At 39.3% G+C, this 15,450-nt stretch carries 12 protein-coding genes; 6 read left to right on the top strand and 6 right to left on the bottom strand.

The features are described 5' to 3' along the window. Window positions 1-15: 15 nt before the first annotated feature. Both gltD and gltB read right to left on the bottom strand, forming a co-directional pair. Entirely contained in the window at window positions 16-1,491 is a 1,476-nt protein-coding gene (gene gltD / locus BT1A1_RS05660) for a glutamate synthase small subunit (protein ID WP_034768992.1), read from the bottom strand. Window positions 1,492-1,506: 15 nt separating this feature from the next. Then, window positions 1,507-6,045, bottom strand: coding sequence for a glutamate synthase large subunit (gene gltB / locus BT1A1_RS05655; protein WP_034768991.1), 4,539 nt, complete (start codon window positions 6,043-6,045; stop codon window positions 1,507-1,509). Window positions 6,046-6,189: 144 nt separating this feature from the next. Between gltB and BT1A1_RS05650 the strand changes: the two genes are divergently transcribed. Further along, complete coding sequence (locus BT1A1_RS05650) at window positions 6,190-7,092, top strand: glutamate biosynthesis transcriptional regulator GltC (protein ID WP_034768990.1); 903 nt, start codon at window positions 6,190-6,192, stop codon at window positions 7,090-7,092. A gap of 85 nt (window positions 7,093-7,177) precedes the next feature. On the opposite strand, the gene BT1A1_RS05645 is transcribed toward BT1A1_RS05650, so the two are convergent. After that, window positions 7,178-8,155, bottom strand: a complete 978-nt coding sequence (locus BT1A1_RS05645; RefSeq protein WP_034768989.1) for a M14 family zinc carboxypeptidase — start codon at window positions 8,153-8,155, stop codon at window positions 7,178-7,180. A gap of 193 nt (window positions 8,156-8,348) precedes the next feature. On the opposite strand from BT1A1_RS05645, the gene BT1A1_RS05640 reads away from it, so the two are divergent. From BT1A1_RS05640 to BT1A1_RS05630, 3 genes are all read left to right on the top strand, one after another. Beyond that, window positions 8,349-8,597, top strand: coding sequence for a YhdB family protein (locus BT1A1_RS05640; RefSeq protein ID WP_034768988.1), 249 nt, complete (start codon window positions 8,349-8,351; stop codon window positions 8,595-8,597). Window positions 8,598-8,873: 276 nt separating this feature from the next. Next, complete coding sequence (locus tag BT1A1_RS05635; protein WP_034768987.1) at window positions 8,874-9,305, top strand: disulfide oxidoreductase; 432 nt, start codon at window positions 8,874-8,876, stop codon at window positions 9,303-9,305. Beyond that, complete coding sequence (locus tag BT1A1_RS05630) at window positions 9,302-9,712, top strand: thioredoxin family protein (RefSeq protein WP_034768986.1); 411 nt, start codon at window positions 9,302-9,304, stop codon at window positions 9,710-9,712. The genes BT1A1_RS05635 and BT1A1_RS05630 overlap by 4 nt, the downstream gene beginning before the upstream one ends. A gap of 119 nt (window positions 9,713-9,831) precedes the next feature. On the opposite strand, the gene BT1A1_RS05625 is transcribed toward BT1A1_RS05630, so the two are convergent. Further along, on the bottom strand, window positions 9,832-10,383 hold the full coding sequence (locus tag BT1A1_RS05625) for an SLOG family protein (RefSeq protein WP_034769123.1): 552 nt from the start codon (window positions 10,381-10,383) through the stop codon (window positions 9,832-9,834). Between the two features lie 13 nt (window positions 10,384-10,396). Further along, window positions 10,397-10,795, bottom strand: coding sequence for a YhcU family protein (locus tag BT1A1_RS05620; RefSeq protein ID WP_034768984.1), 399 nt, complete (start codon window positions 10,793-10,795; stop codon window positions 10,397-10,399). A 184-nt stretch (window positions 10,796-10,979) separates the two neighbouring features. Between BT1A1_RS05620 and BT1A1_RS05615 the strand changes: the two genes are divergently transcribed. After that, complete coding sequence (locus BT1A1_RS05615) at window positions 10,980-11,909, top strand: RluA family pseudouridine synthase (RefSeq protein WP_231553302.1); 930 nt, start codon at window positions 10,980-10,982, stop codon at window positions 11,907-11,909. 185 nt (window positions 11,910-12,094) lie between these two features. On the opposite strand, the gene BT1A1_RS05610 is transcribed toward BT1A1_RS05615, so the two are convergent. Then, complete coding sequence (locus BT1A1_RS05610; protein ID WP_034768982.1) at window positions 12,095-12,925, bottom strand: aldo/keto reductase; 831 nt, start codon at window positions 12,923-12,925, stop codon at window positions 12,095-12,097. A 200-nt stretch (window positions 12,926-13,125) separates the two neighbouring features. Between BT1A1_RS05610 and BT1A1_RS05605 the strand changes: the two genes are divergently transcribed. Beyond that, entirely contained in the window at window positions 13,126-15,273 is a 2,148-nt protein-coding gene (locus tag BT1A1_RS05605; protein ID WP_034768980.1) for a DNA topoisomerase III, read from the top strand. Window positions 15,274-15,450: the final 177 nt, after the last annotated feature.

Raw genomic sequence — 15,450 nt, 5'->3', positions numbered from 1 at the left:
AAAGAGACAACCCTATTATACAGCGACAGTTTTCAAGTAATAATCAACCATTCTAGCAACTGCACGACCTTCGTTAATCGCCCAAACAATTAAACTTTGACCACGTCTTGCATCTCCACAAACAAAGACGCCTTCCACATTTGTTTGGTACTTACCAACGGAAGCTTTTATTTTATGATTGACCGTTTCCACCCCAAATTGGTCAGCCAAAGAAGTTTCCGTTCCTTCAAATCCGATAGCAATAAAAACATAGTCAGCCGGCCACACGCTTTCGGTTCCGGGCAGCTCATTAAAATGGTAGGAGCCGTCTTCATGGTAAATCTTTTCCATTTGAATCGTATGAAGAGCTTTCACGTGACCGTTCGCATCCTTTTCGATCTTTTTCGTTTGAATTAAATATTCTCTTGGATCGGTGCCAAAAATAGTTTTTGCTTCTTTATGCGCATAGTCTAACGTATACACATTGGGGTAGCTCGGCCACATGTTATCAGCTGTACGTTCCATCGGCAATTCCGGATGTTTACTAAATTGGATGACGCTGTTACATTTTTGCCTTAGTGCTGTTGCGATACAGTCGGCCCCGGTATCACCGCCGCCAATAACAATGACATTTTTTCCTTCTGTATTAATAAATTGACCGTCTTGGAAATTTGAATCGAGTAGACTCTTTGTTACTGAAGTTAAATAATCCATGGCAAAGTGGACACCCTTTGCATCTCTTCCTTCAATTTGCAAGTCGCGATGTTTTTGCGCCCCGGTTGCTAGGATTACTGCATCATATGTCGACTTTAATTCATCAACAGAAATATCTTTTCCGACCTCTGTATTCGTGATAAATTTAATTCCTTCTTGTTCTAATAAACGGATGCGGCGTTCAACGATTTTTTTATCTAACTTCATATTTGGAATTCCATACATTAATAAGCCGCCGGGACGGTCAACCCGTTCATAAACAGTGACGGAATGTCCTGCCTGATTTAACTGATCGGCACTTGCCAACCCGGCCGGCCCGGAACCGATAACAGCTATTTTCTTCCCTGTTCGGGACGTCGGGATTCGCGGTTTGATCCAACCATTTTCAAAGCCTTTATCAATGATGGTCCGCTCGATATTTTTTATCGAAACGGCCGGTTCGGAAATTGCTAATGTACAAGAACCTTCACATGGAGCGGGACAAACCCGACCGGTAAACTCAGGAAAATTATTCGTCTTAAGCAATCTTTCCAATGCTTCTTGCCATTTACCACGGTAAACAAGATCATTCCATTCAGGGATTAAGTTATTAATTGGACACCCTGTGGTTACACCATTGATTTCCATTCCAAGGTGGCAAAAAGGAGTGCCGCAGTCCATGCAGCGTGCTCCTTGTATTCGTAAAACTTCATCGGAATAAGGAGATGAAAATTCATTCCAGTCATTGAGCCGAGAACCGGGTTCTCGTTCAAAAACATGTTCGCGAGTATATTCCATAAATCCCGTCTTTTTCCCCATTTTCATCTCTCCTCTCTATTTATTCACTGCCGGTACAGCTGATTCTGTAGTATTCATTTCATTTAATTGATGAAATGCTTGAAATATTGCTTCTTCCTCTGTCATACCTTGTTTCGTCAATCGGGTGACAAGACGGTGAATTTGTTTATAGTCCTTTGGAATGACTTTAACAAATTTCCCTTTTATCCAATCCCAATTGGCCAGGACTTTTTCAGCTTTATTGCTTCCGGTATATTCAAAATGTTTTTCGATCATTTTTTTCACTTCATTTATTTCATCTTTTTCTGTTAAGCTTTCAAACTCAACTAATTCACTATTAACAAGGGATTTAAACTGTTCCGGTTCATCTTGGAGTACGTAGGCAATTCCGCCTGACATACCGGCAGCAAAATTTTTACCGACATCGCCTAAAATTACCACCCGTCCGCCTGTCATATATTCACAACCATGATCACCGATTCCTTCTACGACTGCATGAACACCGCTATTTCGAACAGCAAACCGTTCACCGGCACGTCCATTAATATACACTTCCCCGCTTGTTGCCCCATATAAAGCAACATTACCAACAATTACATTTTCTCCCGCGGCAAATGGAGATTCACCCGGTGCACAAACAATCAACTTGCCCCCGGATAAACCTTTTCCAAAATAATCATTGGCATCTCCGGTAATGATAAGCGTCATTCCTTTTGGCACAAACGCACCAAAACTTTGACCTGCAGCCCCATTAAAATGAAGTTTTATTGTATCTTCCGGCAGACCCTCTTCACCATATTGTTTGGATACTTCACTCCCGACAATGGTTCCGACAGCCCGGTCCGTATTTTTAATGGCAAAAGTACCTTCCACTTTTTTACCGCCCACGAAAGCCGGCCGAACAAAAGATAACAATTCCCGAAGATCCAATGTTTCTTCCAACTTATGATTTTGCTTTTTCTTAGAAAGTCGACCGAAATCCGGTTGATAAAGTATTCTAGTTAAATCTAAATCTTTTGCTTTCCAATGAGCTTTTACATGTTCGCCTACTTCAAGAATATCTGTACGTCCCACCATTTCATCAACTGTGCGAAACCCAAGTTGAGCCATGATTTCTCTGACTTCTTGAGCAATAAAAGTCATAAAATGAATCACATGTTCAGGTTCCCCGGCAAATTTAGCCCGTAATTCCGGATTTTGAGTTGCAATGCCAACCGGACAAGTATCCTGATGGCAAACCCGCATCATCACACAACCGACGGAAATAAGCGGTGCTGTAGCAAAACCGAATTCTTCCGCCCCAAGCAAGGCTGCCATGACAACATCTTTCCCGGTCATGAGTTTACCGTCTGTTTCCAATACGACACGATCACGTAAACCATTTAGCAACAAAGTTTGGTGAGCTTCGGCAAGCCCCAATTCCCAGGGAAGACCGGCATGTTTAATGCTTGTTCTGGGCGATGCACCTGTTCCGCCATCATGACCGCTGATAACAATCACTTCGGCATTCCCTTTTGCAACCCCGGCGGCAATCGTACCAACCCCGGCTTTGGAAACGAGTTTCACACTGATTCTGGCATCCCTGTTTGCATTTTTTAAATCAAAAATGAGCTGCGCCAAGTCTTCAATGGAGTAAATATCATGATTCGGCGGCGGAGAAATAAGTCCGACACCCGGTGTGGAGCCGCGAACTTCGGCAACCCAGGGATACACTTTATTTCCCGGCAGCTGACCTCCTTCACCCGGTTTTGCGCCTTGTGCCATTTTAATTTGCAGTTCATCTGCATTGACTAAATAATGACTTTTTACACCGAAACGACCGGAAGCAATTTGTTTTATTCGACTCTTCCTGCTGCCGCCGTTTGCATCGGGTTTATAGCGAGCAGCATCTTCTCCTCCTTCACCGCTGTTACTTTTTCCTCCTAAGCGGTTCATCGCAATCGCAAGTGTTTCATGAGCTTCTTTACTGATTGAGCCAAAGGACATCGCACCGGTTTTGAAACGCTTTACAATATTTTCCACCGGTTCAACCTCTTCAATCGGTACAGGTTGCAAACGTTTTTTAAAAGTAAACAGATTCCGCAAAAAGTGAATTCGTTCATCATTCGCAAGTTTTGTATACTTTTTGAATAATTGATAATCCCCTTTCCTTACCGCCCACTGTAATGTATGAATGGTCAGCGGGTTGAATGCATGTTGTTCCCCATCAACACGGTATTGAAAGTCACTTCCGGATTCAAGCAGAGAATCCATCGGGTGGCTGTAGGCGGCTTCATGACGAAGAATCGCCTCTTTAGCAATTGTATCCAAATGAATCCCGCCAATTTGTGAAACCGTTCCATGAAAATATCGGTCAATCACTTCATTGGAAATCCCGAGGGCTTCAAAAATTTGGGCGCCGCGATAGCTTTGAATTGTTGAAATCCCCATTTTCGCCATGACTTTTACAATTCCGTCGGTAATCGCTTTTACGTAATTCTGCACCGCCTTGGTATAAGAAAAATCAAGGTCACCATCTTGAATTGCTTTTTGGTATGTCGCATAAACAAGATAAGGATAAATGGCATCAGCGCCAAACCCGATACATGAAGCAAAATGATGAACTTCTCTTACTTCTCCGGATGCAACGATGATACTTGCCTTTGTTCGTAACCCCTTCTCAATTAACCGATGATGGAGCGCGCTGATGACTAATAGAGGCGGCATTGGGACATGCGCTTTGTCCATTTTTTCATCGGATAAAATCAGTAAGGTTATCCCTTCGTTCACTGCCTTTTCCGCTTCTTGCAACAAGTTTTCTAACTCAGTCTCTAAATCATCGGTAAATACAGTTGATAAAATCGTATGCTGAAAATCAGGTTTTTGATTCTCTATTAATTGTTTAAATTGTCCCGCCGTTAATAACGGTGTTTTTAATTCGATGCGGCGGCAGTTTTCCGGACCCGGCTTTAATATATTCCCTTCCGCTCCTAAATACGTAACCGTTGATGTGACAATTTTTTCACGAATCGAATCAATCGGCGGGTTTGTCACTTGGGCAAATAATTGTTTAAAGTAATTGAATAACGATTGCGGACGCTCTGATAAAACAGCAAGCGGCATATCATTTCCCATCGAACCAACCGGATCTTTACCGTCTATAACGAGCGGGAGTAAGTACTTATGAATGTCCTCATACGTATAGCCAAGTGCTTTTTGCCGTAATGGAATGTGATCCACAATTTCCTCAGTCTCATCTTGATCGTTCAGCAAAACAAGCTCTTGTTGCAGCCATTCCTGGTAAGGCCATGCCAATGCGGCTTCCAACTTGGTTTCTTCATCTGAAATGATTCGTCCTTCTTCCAAATCAAGCAGTAACATTTTTCCCGGACTTAATCGTTCTTTATATAAGATCTTTTCCGGTTCGACATCAATTACGCCCACCTCGGAAGCGAAAATAATGTAATCATCTTTTGTTACATAATATCTCGCCGGTCTTAAGCCGTTTCGGTCCAAAACAGCTCCGATTTGTTTACCGTTCGAAAACATAATAGCTGCCGGTCCATCCCACGGCTCCATATGCAAACTTTGGTATTGATAGAAAGCACGTTTTTCCGCAGAAATATGTTTGTTTTCCGACCAAGGTTCCGGAACAAGCATCATCGCTACTTGAGCAAGCGGCATGCCGGATAGGACAAAAAATTCAAAAGCATTATCTAAAATCGATGAATCACTGCCGTTTACATCTAAGACCGGCATAATTTTTTCCGCATCAGCACCAAAAGCGTATGCAGCCAGGTGTTTCTCGCGGGCTTTCATCCAATTAATATTGCCTCTTAATGTATTAATTTCACCATTATGCAAAAGATAACGATTTGGATGTGCTCTTTCCCAACTTGGAAATGTGTTCGTACTGTAACGGGAGTGGACAAGTGAGAAACGTGAGACAAAATCTTCATCCTGCAAATCTAAATAAAAACGATCTAATTGATCCGGATTTAACAGACCTTTATAAACAATTGTGCTACTCGACAAACTCGAAAAATATAATTCTTTTCCGTGTTCTTTAGCCCATTTTTCCACTTGTTTTCGAATGACATATAATTTTCGTTCGAAATTGAGTTGATTTACTTCTCCAGGTGATCCGATAAATACTTGACGGACAACCGGACAGGATTGCCGGGCTTTTTCTCCAATTTGCTCTTGATTGATCGGCACCGTTCGCCAGCCCAACAATATTTGTTTTTCTAACCGAATCGTTTCATTAATATAATATTCAATTTCCTCACGTTCATTTTCGGTTAAAAAGAGCATGCCAACCCCGTAATATCCTTTGGAAGGAAGTTGAATGTTTTTTAGATTTTTCCGAAAAAAACGATCAGGGATGTCCACCATTATTCCTGCTCCATCACCGGTCATTCCGTCTGCCGCTTTCCCTCCCCGGTGATCTAAACTAGTAAGCATTTCAATTCCTTTTTTTACAATATCATGGGTAGATTTTCCTTTTATATGTGCATACAAACCAATCCCGCAGGCATCATGTTCAAAACTTGGGTGATACAGTCCTTGAGATTGAGGTAATTGGTGAAAAGTCATATGATTCCCCTCGTTTCCGTTTAGTCCCTTTCTGAATTTTCGTTGTAGTACTAATTATATATTTTCAAATTGATACAAACAATATATTATTAAGATAGAAACTATCTCAAAAAACGATTAGTAAATGATTAGGAGGGGAAACATTTGGAATTACGACAATTACGGTATTTTGTTGAAGTAGCCGAGCGGGAACATATGACTGAAGCAGCCGACCATCTCCATGTTGCTCAATCGGCCATCAGTTTACAAATCGCTAAACTGGAAGATGAATTAGGGGTTATGTTGTTTGAACGAGTAGGAAGAAATTTAAAATTAACTGATATTGGAAAAACATTTTTAGTTCATGTTAAAAAGGCTTTGCAAGCAATCGATTATGCAAAAGAAAAAGTCGATCAATACTTAGATCCGGAACACGGCACGGTGAAAATCGGTTATCCGTCTAGTTTTGTTAACCATTTATTACCAACGATTATTTCAAATTTTAAAGTAATTCATCCGACAGTCAGTTTTCACTTGAGACAAGGTTCATATGCTTATTTAAGTAAAGCGGTTAAAAGTGGCGATATAAATATTTCGTTCTTGGGTCCGACGCCTCCTGAAGATTCAGATATTAGAGTGGATATTTTATTCTCGGAAAAATTCTCTGCCTTAGTTCCTTTGCTTCACCCGTTATCTGACAGGGACCATATTCAATTAAGTGAACTGAAAGAAGAAGATTTTGTTTTGTTTTCGGAAGGTTATATTTTACGAAAAATTGCCATCGATGCTTGTAAAAGTGCCGGCTTCTTTCCGCGAATAACCTCTGAGGGTGAAGATATCGATGCCATTAAGGGCTTGGTTTCGGCCGGGATTGGTGTTAGCATTTTACCGGAAAATACATTGATTAACAATATTCCAAGAATGACGAAAAAAATTGCGATTTCCTTTCCTGAAGTTAAAAGAACAGTAGGCATTATAACGCCGAAAACACGTGAACTGGCACCATCGGAAAAAATTTTTCACCAATTTGTTGTTGACTTCTTTACAAAGTTAGAAAGATTTCAGTAATTTTTCACTCTCAAACAATCAGTGCGGCGATTCCAATTCCCCACTGATTGTCGTTTCATGAGTGACAGCTCTCTTTTGCTTCTTTCTATCTCCAATTGGCCATTTCGCTTGCCAGATAAATGCCAACCAGTCTGTTTCGGCGCCATTCCTCCCAAAGCTTCCTTATGGGCGGGTTGGATTCTTGATGAAAATCGGTCAATTCGAGAGTAAATGCCGGCTTCCCGTATTCTTCAATAAACCAATCGGTAAATCCCCCTCCATTGGCTTCTTCAGGCGGGATCGACAAAGAATAACCGGTTAATTCGGCTAATTTGGTTGCCAAAAAATAATCCCGAACGATATTTTGCCGGGCACCGTATTGCCAAAAAATTTCTTGCCCGGATGAATGGTAAGCAATTGCCGACATCGGGTTGATTTCTTCTACAAACCGAACGACCGCTTGTACCTCTTTTGCCTCAAAGGGTTGCTTTCCTTTATAACCTTTATAGGACGGAAAAGGGCTGCCGGGAACGTCTTGCCAGCCGGACGGATATTGCCGATTTAAATCAATTCCGATGCCATTTGCTTTCCATCTTTTAAAATTAGGACTACCGTCATTCATGAAAATAAAATCTCGCTTGTTCTGCACCGGAAGTTTCCCTTGTTGAATATCTACCCCGTCCGGATTTAACATTGGTACAAACCAAATCGAAACTTTATCAAATATGTTCGAATCAAATTTCCCGATTTTTTTCTTATGTTGATAGGCATCAGCGTATCTTTCCAACATCACCATAAGCAAATTAGAGGTGATCCATTCCCGGCCATGATGTGCCCCGATAAGTAAAATTGATTCTTCCCCTTCACCAAGTTTTATTGCCCAAATCGGCTGGTGAAAATGACTTGTCCCTATTTGTTTTACGGATAAATTATTTCCATATTGTTTATGAATATCTTTGAGATCCGCCTCTAATTGTTCTATCGTATAACCATCTACTGCATCAACAATATAAGCACGACCTTGGTCAGGCATGAATAAGAAAAAGAAAATAAAAATGAATCCGTATTTAACAACCACTCTCATTTGCTTCCACATCCAGCTAATTAGTTTTTCCCGCGTTCATTTTTTATTTTTCACTTGTTTCGTTTTGTTAACCTGCGAATATACTGGTAAAAAAATACGTCCCCAGAAATATCGTTTTGTTAAGATTTACTTTACAAAAATATCTTATTTCCGCATACAATATCATTAACTCCTGAAAAAAGGAGGTCAATACATGAACAAAGCAGATTATGATCGCGCATTGTATTACACATACCTTTCTCAATGGGATAATTTGCTAATACTCATGGTCCGCACAAAGGATGATTTTTTATCAAAACGAATTGAACATTTTTTACATGCTTATTACTATCAAAAAAATGATACAATTGTGGAAAAACAGTTATATGCTTTATTGCAATATGCCGCTTATGCGAATGATAAAGCAACCATCATGCAACAAGATGTTCTTTACTCGGTTTGACTGGTGAAAAAAGCGAAAGAAACAAAATTCCGGACTGTTTATGGTGAGAAACACGTTGGTATTTTCACGTTTCACTCCATAAACAGGCCTTTTTATTTTTTTACTATTCTCCGGAAAATCAATGGAGCAAAATTTCCCTTTTTAATAAAAAAATAAGTCCATTTATCCAAGTATTTAAAGAACATGAAAAATGAAACATATGGTACAATTATTTTAAGTTTGACCTTTTATTTCTGAAATATGAAAGATGGTACTTGGAAAAAGGTGGGGAAATACTTGGCAGAGAAAAAAACTGACTGGTTATTTTTTAGTAGCTGGGCTGTTACGATTATTGCGACTTTTGGCAGTTTATATTTTTCTGAAGTTAAACATTATGAGCCTTGTGACTTATGCTGGCTCCAACGAATTTTTATGTATCCGATGACGATTTTGCTTGGGGTTGCCTATGTGAAAAAAGATTGGAACATGAGCTTTTATGCCATGATTTTATCGGCGGTCGGCGGATCGATATCCCTTTATCATTATTGTTTACAAAAATTATCTTTCGCCGGAGATGGGCCATTATTTTGTGGAAGAGTCCCCTGTACAGCACAGTACATCAATTGGTTTGGTTTTATTACTATTCCGTTTTTAGCGTTAACTGCATTTATAATGATCTTTATGATTAGTTTTACGATCAGGAAAGGCTTGAAGGAGGGAAATAAATGAAAAAAGTATTGATTTTTTTAGGAATTATCGTTGTTCTTTTTGCAGCGATTGCCTTTTTAAATAATGCCCAGGAGAACGATGCACAGGACTACTATAAAAATTCTGTAACACCGGATGAACTGCAGGATGAATTGAAAAATGACGGTACCGCCACTGTGTATTTTTATAGCCCGGAATGTATCCATTGTCAAAAAACAACTCCAATTGTCGTTCCGCTCGCCGAAGATTTGAACATTGATTTGCAAATATATGATGTCTTGCAATATGAACAAGGTTGGGATGATTATAAAATTGAGGGCACACCGACAATTATTCATTTTGAAAATGGAAAAGAAGTGGCTCGGATTCATGGAGAAAAGAAAAAGGACGAGTTCCAAGACTGGTTTGAGGAAAATGTTTTGAAATAGTTTTTGTTTTTCCGGATGAAAGAGCGGAAACCATACCCGGCCGGTTTCCGCTTTTACTGCTTCACCGCAATTGCTTTATACGGCTTTATAAAACACACAAAGCTTTCCTTTAAACATGACTAACCGTTATCCATATCTTCATCAATTAATGCTTGCAAATCATCGGAATTGATGACAAGTAATTGATAGTCATGAGTCTCGGCATAAATTTTCGCCATTTTCAATATGTATTGTGGGGAGCCGACTTTTTCATCGTCATAAACAAGTAAAAGACCATCCGAATTTCGGATAAAAAATTTGTTTTTCGCAACGAACTGCCATGGTCCTTCATACGGCTTTTTCGTAACCGTCGAATGAAAATCAGCGTTCAATAAAATCTCCTCATATTTCTCTTGTTTTTCCTCTTTCCAGTTTTTTTCCTGATCAAGAAATGGGGTAATTACGGCATATTTTAGCTTTGGATACTCACATTGCAAGTCCATAATTACTTCCGCCGCCCATGTTTCAACGCCTAATTGGCCACTCAACAAAACCCATTCAAGACCTTCTTCCAACAAAGGGATAAGCTGCTTTTTGATCGCTTTTTTAATATAAGGGATTCCCGGATGATTCGAATGAAAAATCCCTAATTCATGCGGTTTGTAACCTGTAATCACCAGACGTTTCATTATGCAATCACCCAAATTATACGAGCCAATGATTGGCAGCTTTCACATGAATACTGCCCATTTCCATTGAAACATTTTTAGTTTCTAAAAAGTTTTCATAAGAAAAAGGAAATGAAAAACCAAGATTGTTTAAGATTTGTGCGTTTTTATTAAACATTTTTTGGTATTTTTCTTTCTCAAGACTTTCCGATTCAATAAGAAAACAAATTGTTTCCAAGCACGCTATAATTTGATAAGCTTCTTTTAACGTGTCAGACTGATTATCAAAATCATTAATATTTAAAAAGTTCATTTTGATGAATTCATTTATTTGTTTATCCGTAAAATATTTCGGTAAGATATTTGAGTAGAAATATTCAACTAAATGATTTATTTTTTTCTCTTGCTCCGGGGTGGAAGCATATACAATCTTCAAGATCAAACCCACCTTTTGGACAATTTTCTAGAATAATGTAAAATACTGTTCCGGATTTACTCGATAAAATAATTTCCCTATGTGTATAAGATAACAATAATTATACTCATGAACAAATCATTTGTCTGTGGAAATTTCAGGTTAACCAGTGAAAAACAGTTAGTTTTGGAGAACTTTAAAAAGAATGGGTGATCACATGATCAAAGTAGAGAAATTGGACAACCACCTGCATGTAGTAGTTCCTGCAGAATGGGATGGGATTTCCATTGATGATTTATTGAAAAATAAATGGCAGTTGGCCAAAAAACGCATTCACCAAATGAGAATGGACAAGATGGTGAAACAAAACGGTCTTTCCGTTCCATTTGCCAACAAATTAAGAGCGGGTGATCAGCTTATTTTTGAAAATATATTTTTTGAAGCAGACTACGGCAACAAACCTTCACCTCAATCTGTGCAAATATTGTTTGAAGATGATTTTTTGTTGATTGCCAATAAACCGGCACAACTGGCAACACATCCAAACACTTCTGCTGACACGGATACTTTGGCAAATCGGATTGTCCATTATTTAGCGGTAAAGAATGAACCTGCCAAAGTACAACATATCCACCGGCTTGATAAAGATACAAGTGGTGCCGTTCTTTTTGCAAAATCGCCTTTTATTGGCGGCATCCTTGATAAACAATTGAAAGAACGCAAAATAAAACGTACATACATAGCGATTGTTCATGGAAAATTACAGAAGAAAAAAGATACAATTAATGCGCCTATTGGTCGTGACCGCCATCATCCGACCAGAAGACGCATTTCATACACAGGTCAACCGGCTGTCACCCATTATGAAGTGATTGGTTTCGATACAGTGAAAAATTTGAGCCAAATCATTTGTCGCCTTGATACAGGACGTACCCACCAAATTCGGGTTCACCTTTCATCTATTGGTCATCCGCTTGTTGGTGACGTTTTATATGGCGGGAAGCCTCTATTTTATCGTCAAGCCTTACATGCAAAATATTTATCGGTTATTCATCCTTTGACGATGGAAAAAATAGATATAGAAGCACCTTATTTGGATGATTTTCCGGAGTTAACAGGAAGTGGCGGAAAATAATTTAGTAGCGACTAATCATATTGGCGGCGGCTTTTAACCTGGAAGAATTTTCATATTAGTAGGTAGTGGCAAAAATTTTATCTAACATTGTTCTCTACAAGGATGTGAAAAGTTCAGCAAAATTCAGCCCTTCAAATTTATCCAGTAAAAAAGGATAGTATTGGCACTATCCTTTTCCATTCACATTAAAACAGAAATTGATCCGGATCTTTTCCGGTCCGTTCGTTTTTATTCAGGGCATCAATTCTCTCCATATCTTCCGCGGTTAATTCGAAATCAAATATATCCGCATTTTCCTTAATTCTTGACGGTGTAACGGATTTTGGAATTACGATTACATCATTTTGCAAATGCCACCGTAATGTCACTTGCGCAGCTGTTTTTCCGTACTTTTGCCCGATTTCTATGAGCGTCGGATCATTCAGCAACCGGCCTCTGCCAAGCGGACCCCATGCTTCCACGGCAATTTGTTGTTTTTTACAAAAGGAAAGAAGGTCTTTTTGAGATAAATACGGGTGAAGTTCGACTTGATTGATCACCGGTTTTTCCTCAGACTGTTCCATCAATGTTTGCAAATGGTGAATTTTAAAATTACTGACTCCGATGGCTCGAACCCTTCCATCTTTATACAATTTCTCAAGTGCCCGCCATGTATCCACATATTTATCTTTCCCCGGCCAATGAATCAAGTACAGATCAAGATAATCAAGTCCAAGTTTTTTCATACTGATTTCAAAGGCTTTTAGCGTTTTGTCGTAACCTTGATCGGTATTCCAAACCTTTGTTGTAATAAATAGTTCTTCCCGTGGGATGCCGCTTTCTTTAATTGCTTGGCCGACTCCTTCTTCATTATCATAAAGGGCAGCTGTATCAATGGCCCGATAGCCGACTTCCAGAGCCGTCTTTACTGTGTTAATAACTTCTTTGCCATCCTTAACCTTATAAACACCTAAACCAAAATACGGCATTTTCACACCATTATGTAATGTAGTCGTTCCTTGTAGTGATTTGGACATTATCATCCCCCATTTCCAATTTAATGTTATTTTACCCCTCTTTATCATTTTTTTCCAATATGGCGATTACTGTACAGGGGGAATTCATTCATTAGATTTAGTTTATTTTTTAGTTATATCTTGTTTTTTTGACCTTAACTTTTATAATGAAATCTAGGAACAAATCATGTTTAAAAACGAAAGGGAGGTTTCTCTCTTAAATGCAGCTGATTATTGCTGAAAAACCGGATCAAGCACGGACACTCGCCTCCGTATTTAAAAATAAAAAAGCACAAGGATACATTGAAATTTTACCGAATGAGATTTTTCCGGATGGCGCTTTCATGACATGGGCCATTGGTCACTTATGTGAACTTGTCCCGCCGGAAAAATATAACCCCGAATGGAAAAAATGGACCTTGGCCACCTTACCGATGATTCCGTCTCAATTCCAATATCAAGTAAGTAAAGATAAGCCAAAACAATTTTCGGTCATAAAAAAATTTATAAACGACCCTAGGATAACCGAAATTATTCATGCAGGTGACGCCGGACGAGAAGGAGAACTGATCATCCGTAATATTCTCCGTTTGACGAAAGCCAAACAGCCAATGAAACGGCTTTGGATCTCTTCCTTGACCCCTATGGCCATTAAAGAAGGTTTTCGGAATCTTCGGGATGAAACCGAGACGAAAAATTTATATTTTGAGGCCTATACCCGTGCATGCAGTGACTGGATTGTTGGCATGAATGCATCCCGACTGTACAGTATTCTTTTAAAGGAAAAAGGGTTTTCCGACGTGTTTTCGGTCGGCCGTGTGCAGACGCCAACCCTTGCACTCATTGTGAAACGCGAGCTCGAAATCGAACAATTTGTATCGGAACCTTTTTGGGAAGTCATTGGTGAATTTTTCATAAATGGGAAAAAATATAAAGGCAAATGGGAAGTGGATGGGGATTCCCGGATTAAGAAAGCTGACATGGCCGCAAAAATTGCTCAATTTTGTAACGGCAAGCCGGCTGAAATTACTGATGTAAAGCGGGAGAAAAAAGAATACCATCCACCGATGCTTTATAATTTGTCGGCGTTACAAGCGGAGACAAATCGCTTATATAAATTCCCGCCGAAAAAAACACTCGATATCTTGCAAGGTTTATACCAAAAAGGAATCGTTTCCTATCCGCGTTCCGATTCCCGCTACGTGACACCGGGTGAGGCGGACATGTTTCCGGATATCTTACATAAGATTTCCCGGATAGAAAAGTATGCCGAATTTTTCCCTTTACCGATTTCGTCCATCCGCAACAATAAACGATATGTAAATGAGAAAAAGGTAACCGATCACTATGCAATTATCCCGACCGAACAAGTGAAGGATCCTGAAAAATTAAGTGCCGACGAGCAAAAAATTTATGATTTGATCATTAAAAGCTTATTGGCCGCGCATTATGAAAAATCTGTTTACGAATATACGACAGTTACGACCCTTGTTGGTGGACGGGCAACATTTTTATCAAAAGGAAAAGTTCAACTTGCTGAAGGTTGGCGTAAAGTTATTCCTGCGAATGAAAAAGATGGTGAACCGGAATTACCTTTACTTGAAAAAGGCGAAACCGGCATTGTCAAAAAGGTCAACGTGAAGGAAAGTAAAACCCAGCCACCAAAACGGTATACAGAAGGACAGTTAATTACATTGATGAAAACTGCCGGAAAGCATATAGAAGACAAAGAATTGGAAAAGGTGTTGGACGAAACAGAAGGCCTTGGAACAGAAGCGACTCGAGCCGGGATTATAACAATGTTGAAATCACGCAAATACATCGAAATCAAGAAAAATTTAGTATATGCAACAGCAAAGGCAAAAATTTTGATACACGCAATCGGGAAAGAATTGCTTGCTTCACCGGAAATGACGGCAAAATGGGAACAACGGCTGAAGGAAATTGCTGAGGGGAAAGCAAATGCGAAACAATTTATCGATATGACGAATAAGATGATTACCCATTTAGTGACGGAGACAACAAAGCAAGCGGTCGAATGGTCGTTTGATCGTGAGGTGACTGAAAACTTTGTCCCCCGTCAATTTAAAAAATCCGCACCCAGAAAACTCGGCAACTGCAAATTTTGCGACGGAAATGTTATAGATAAAGGTACCTTCTACGGTTGCAGCAATTATCAAAAGACCGGTTGTTCCTTCACGATCTCAAAAAAAATTCTTGGAAAAACCATTACACAGGCACAATTGAAAAAGCTTTTGACCGATGGAGTTACAGACCAAATTCAAGGCTTCAAAAGCAAGGATAAAGAATTCAATGCGAAGTTGGCATGGGACGAGCAAGAGAAAAAGATTAAATTTGTGTTTGGATAAGTCTGATAAAATCCTATAATTTTCGATTACGTCAATGGGTATTTTATTCAGAAATCACTACTTCCTTAATAAAAAGCCATTAAAATTATAAAATTATTAAAATTGTAAAATAACAATTATACCTTGTTTAATTGACAATAGCAAGCATTTTGTACTAAGAGCTTTTTGCGATGTACT

Origin of the sequence: Caldibacillus thermoamylovorans (assembly GCF_000751775.1) — a bacterium.
GTDB lineage: Bacteria > Bacillota > Bacilli > Bacillales > Caldibacillaceae > Caldifermentibacillus > Caldifermentibacillus hisashii.
The sequence above is the reverse complement of the archived record's forward strand: the minus strand, read 5'-3'. Positions and strand labels throughout refer to the sequence as shown.

Excerpts from the sequence above, each read along its gene's own strand:
- gltD (WP_034768992.1), bottom strand. The coding sequence starts at position 1,491 with ATGGGGAAAAAGACGGGATTTATGGAATATACTCGCGAACATGTTTTT.
- gltB (WP_034768991.1), bottom strand. The coding sequence starts at position 6,045 with ATGACTTTTCACCAATTACCTCAATCTCAAGGACTGTATCACCCAAGT.
- BT1A1_RS05645 (WP_034768989.1), bottom strand. The coding sequence starts at position 8,155 with ATGAGAGTGGTTGTTAAATACGGATTCATTTTTATTTTCTTTTTCTTA.
- BT1A1_RS05640 (WP_034768988.1), top strand. The coding sequence starts at position 8,349 with ATGAACAAAGCAGATTATGATCGCGCATTGTATTACACATACCTTTCT.
- BT1A1_RS05630 (WP_034768986.1), top strand. The coding sequence starts at position 9,302 with ATGAAAAAAGTATTGATTTTTTTAGGAATTATCGTTGTTCTTTTTGCA.
- BT1A1_RS05615 (WP_231553302.1), top strand. The coding sequence starts at position 10,980 with ATGGGTGATCACATGATCAAAGTAGAGAAATTGGACAACCACCTGCAT.
- BT1A1_RS05610 (WP_034768982.1), bottom strand. The coding sequence starts at position 12,925 with ATGTCCAAATCACTACAAGGAACGACTACATTACATAATGGTGTGAAA.
- BT1A1_RS05605 (WP_034768980.1), top strand. The coding sequence starts at position 13,126 with ATGCAGCTGATTATTGCTGAAAAACCGGATCAAGCACGGACACTCGCC.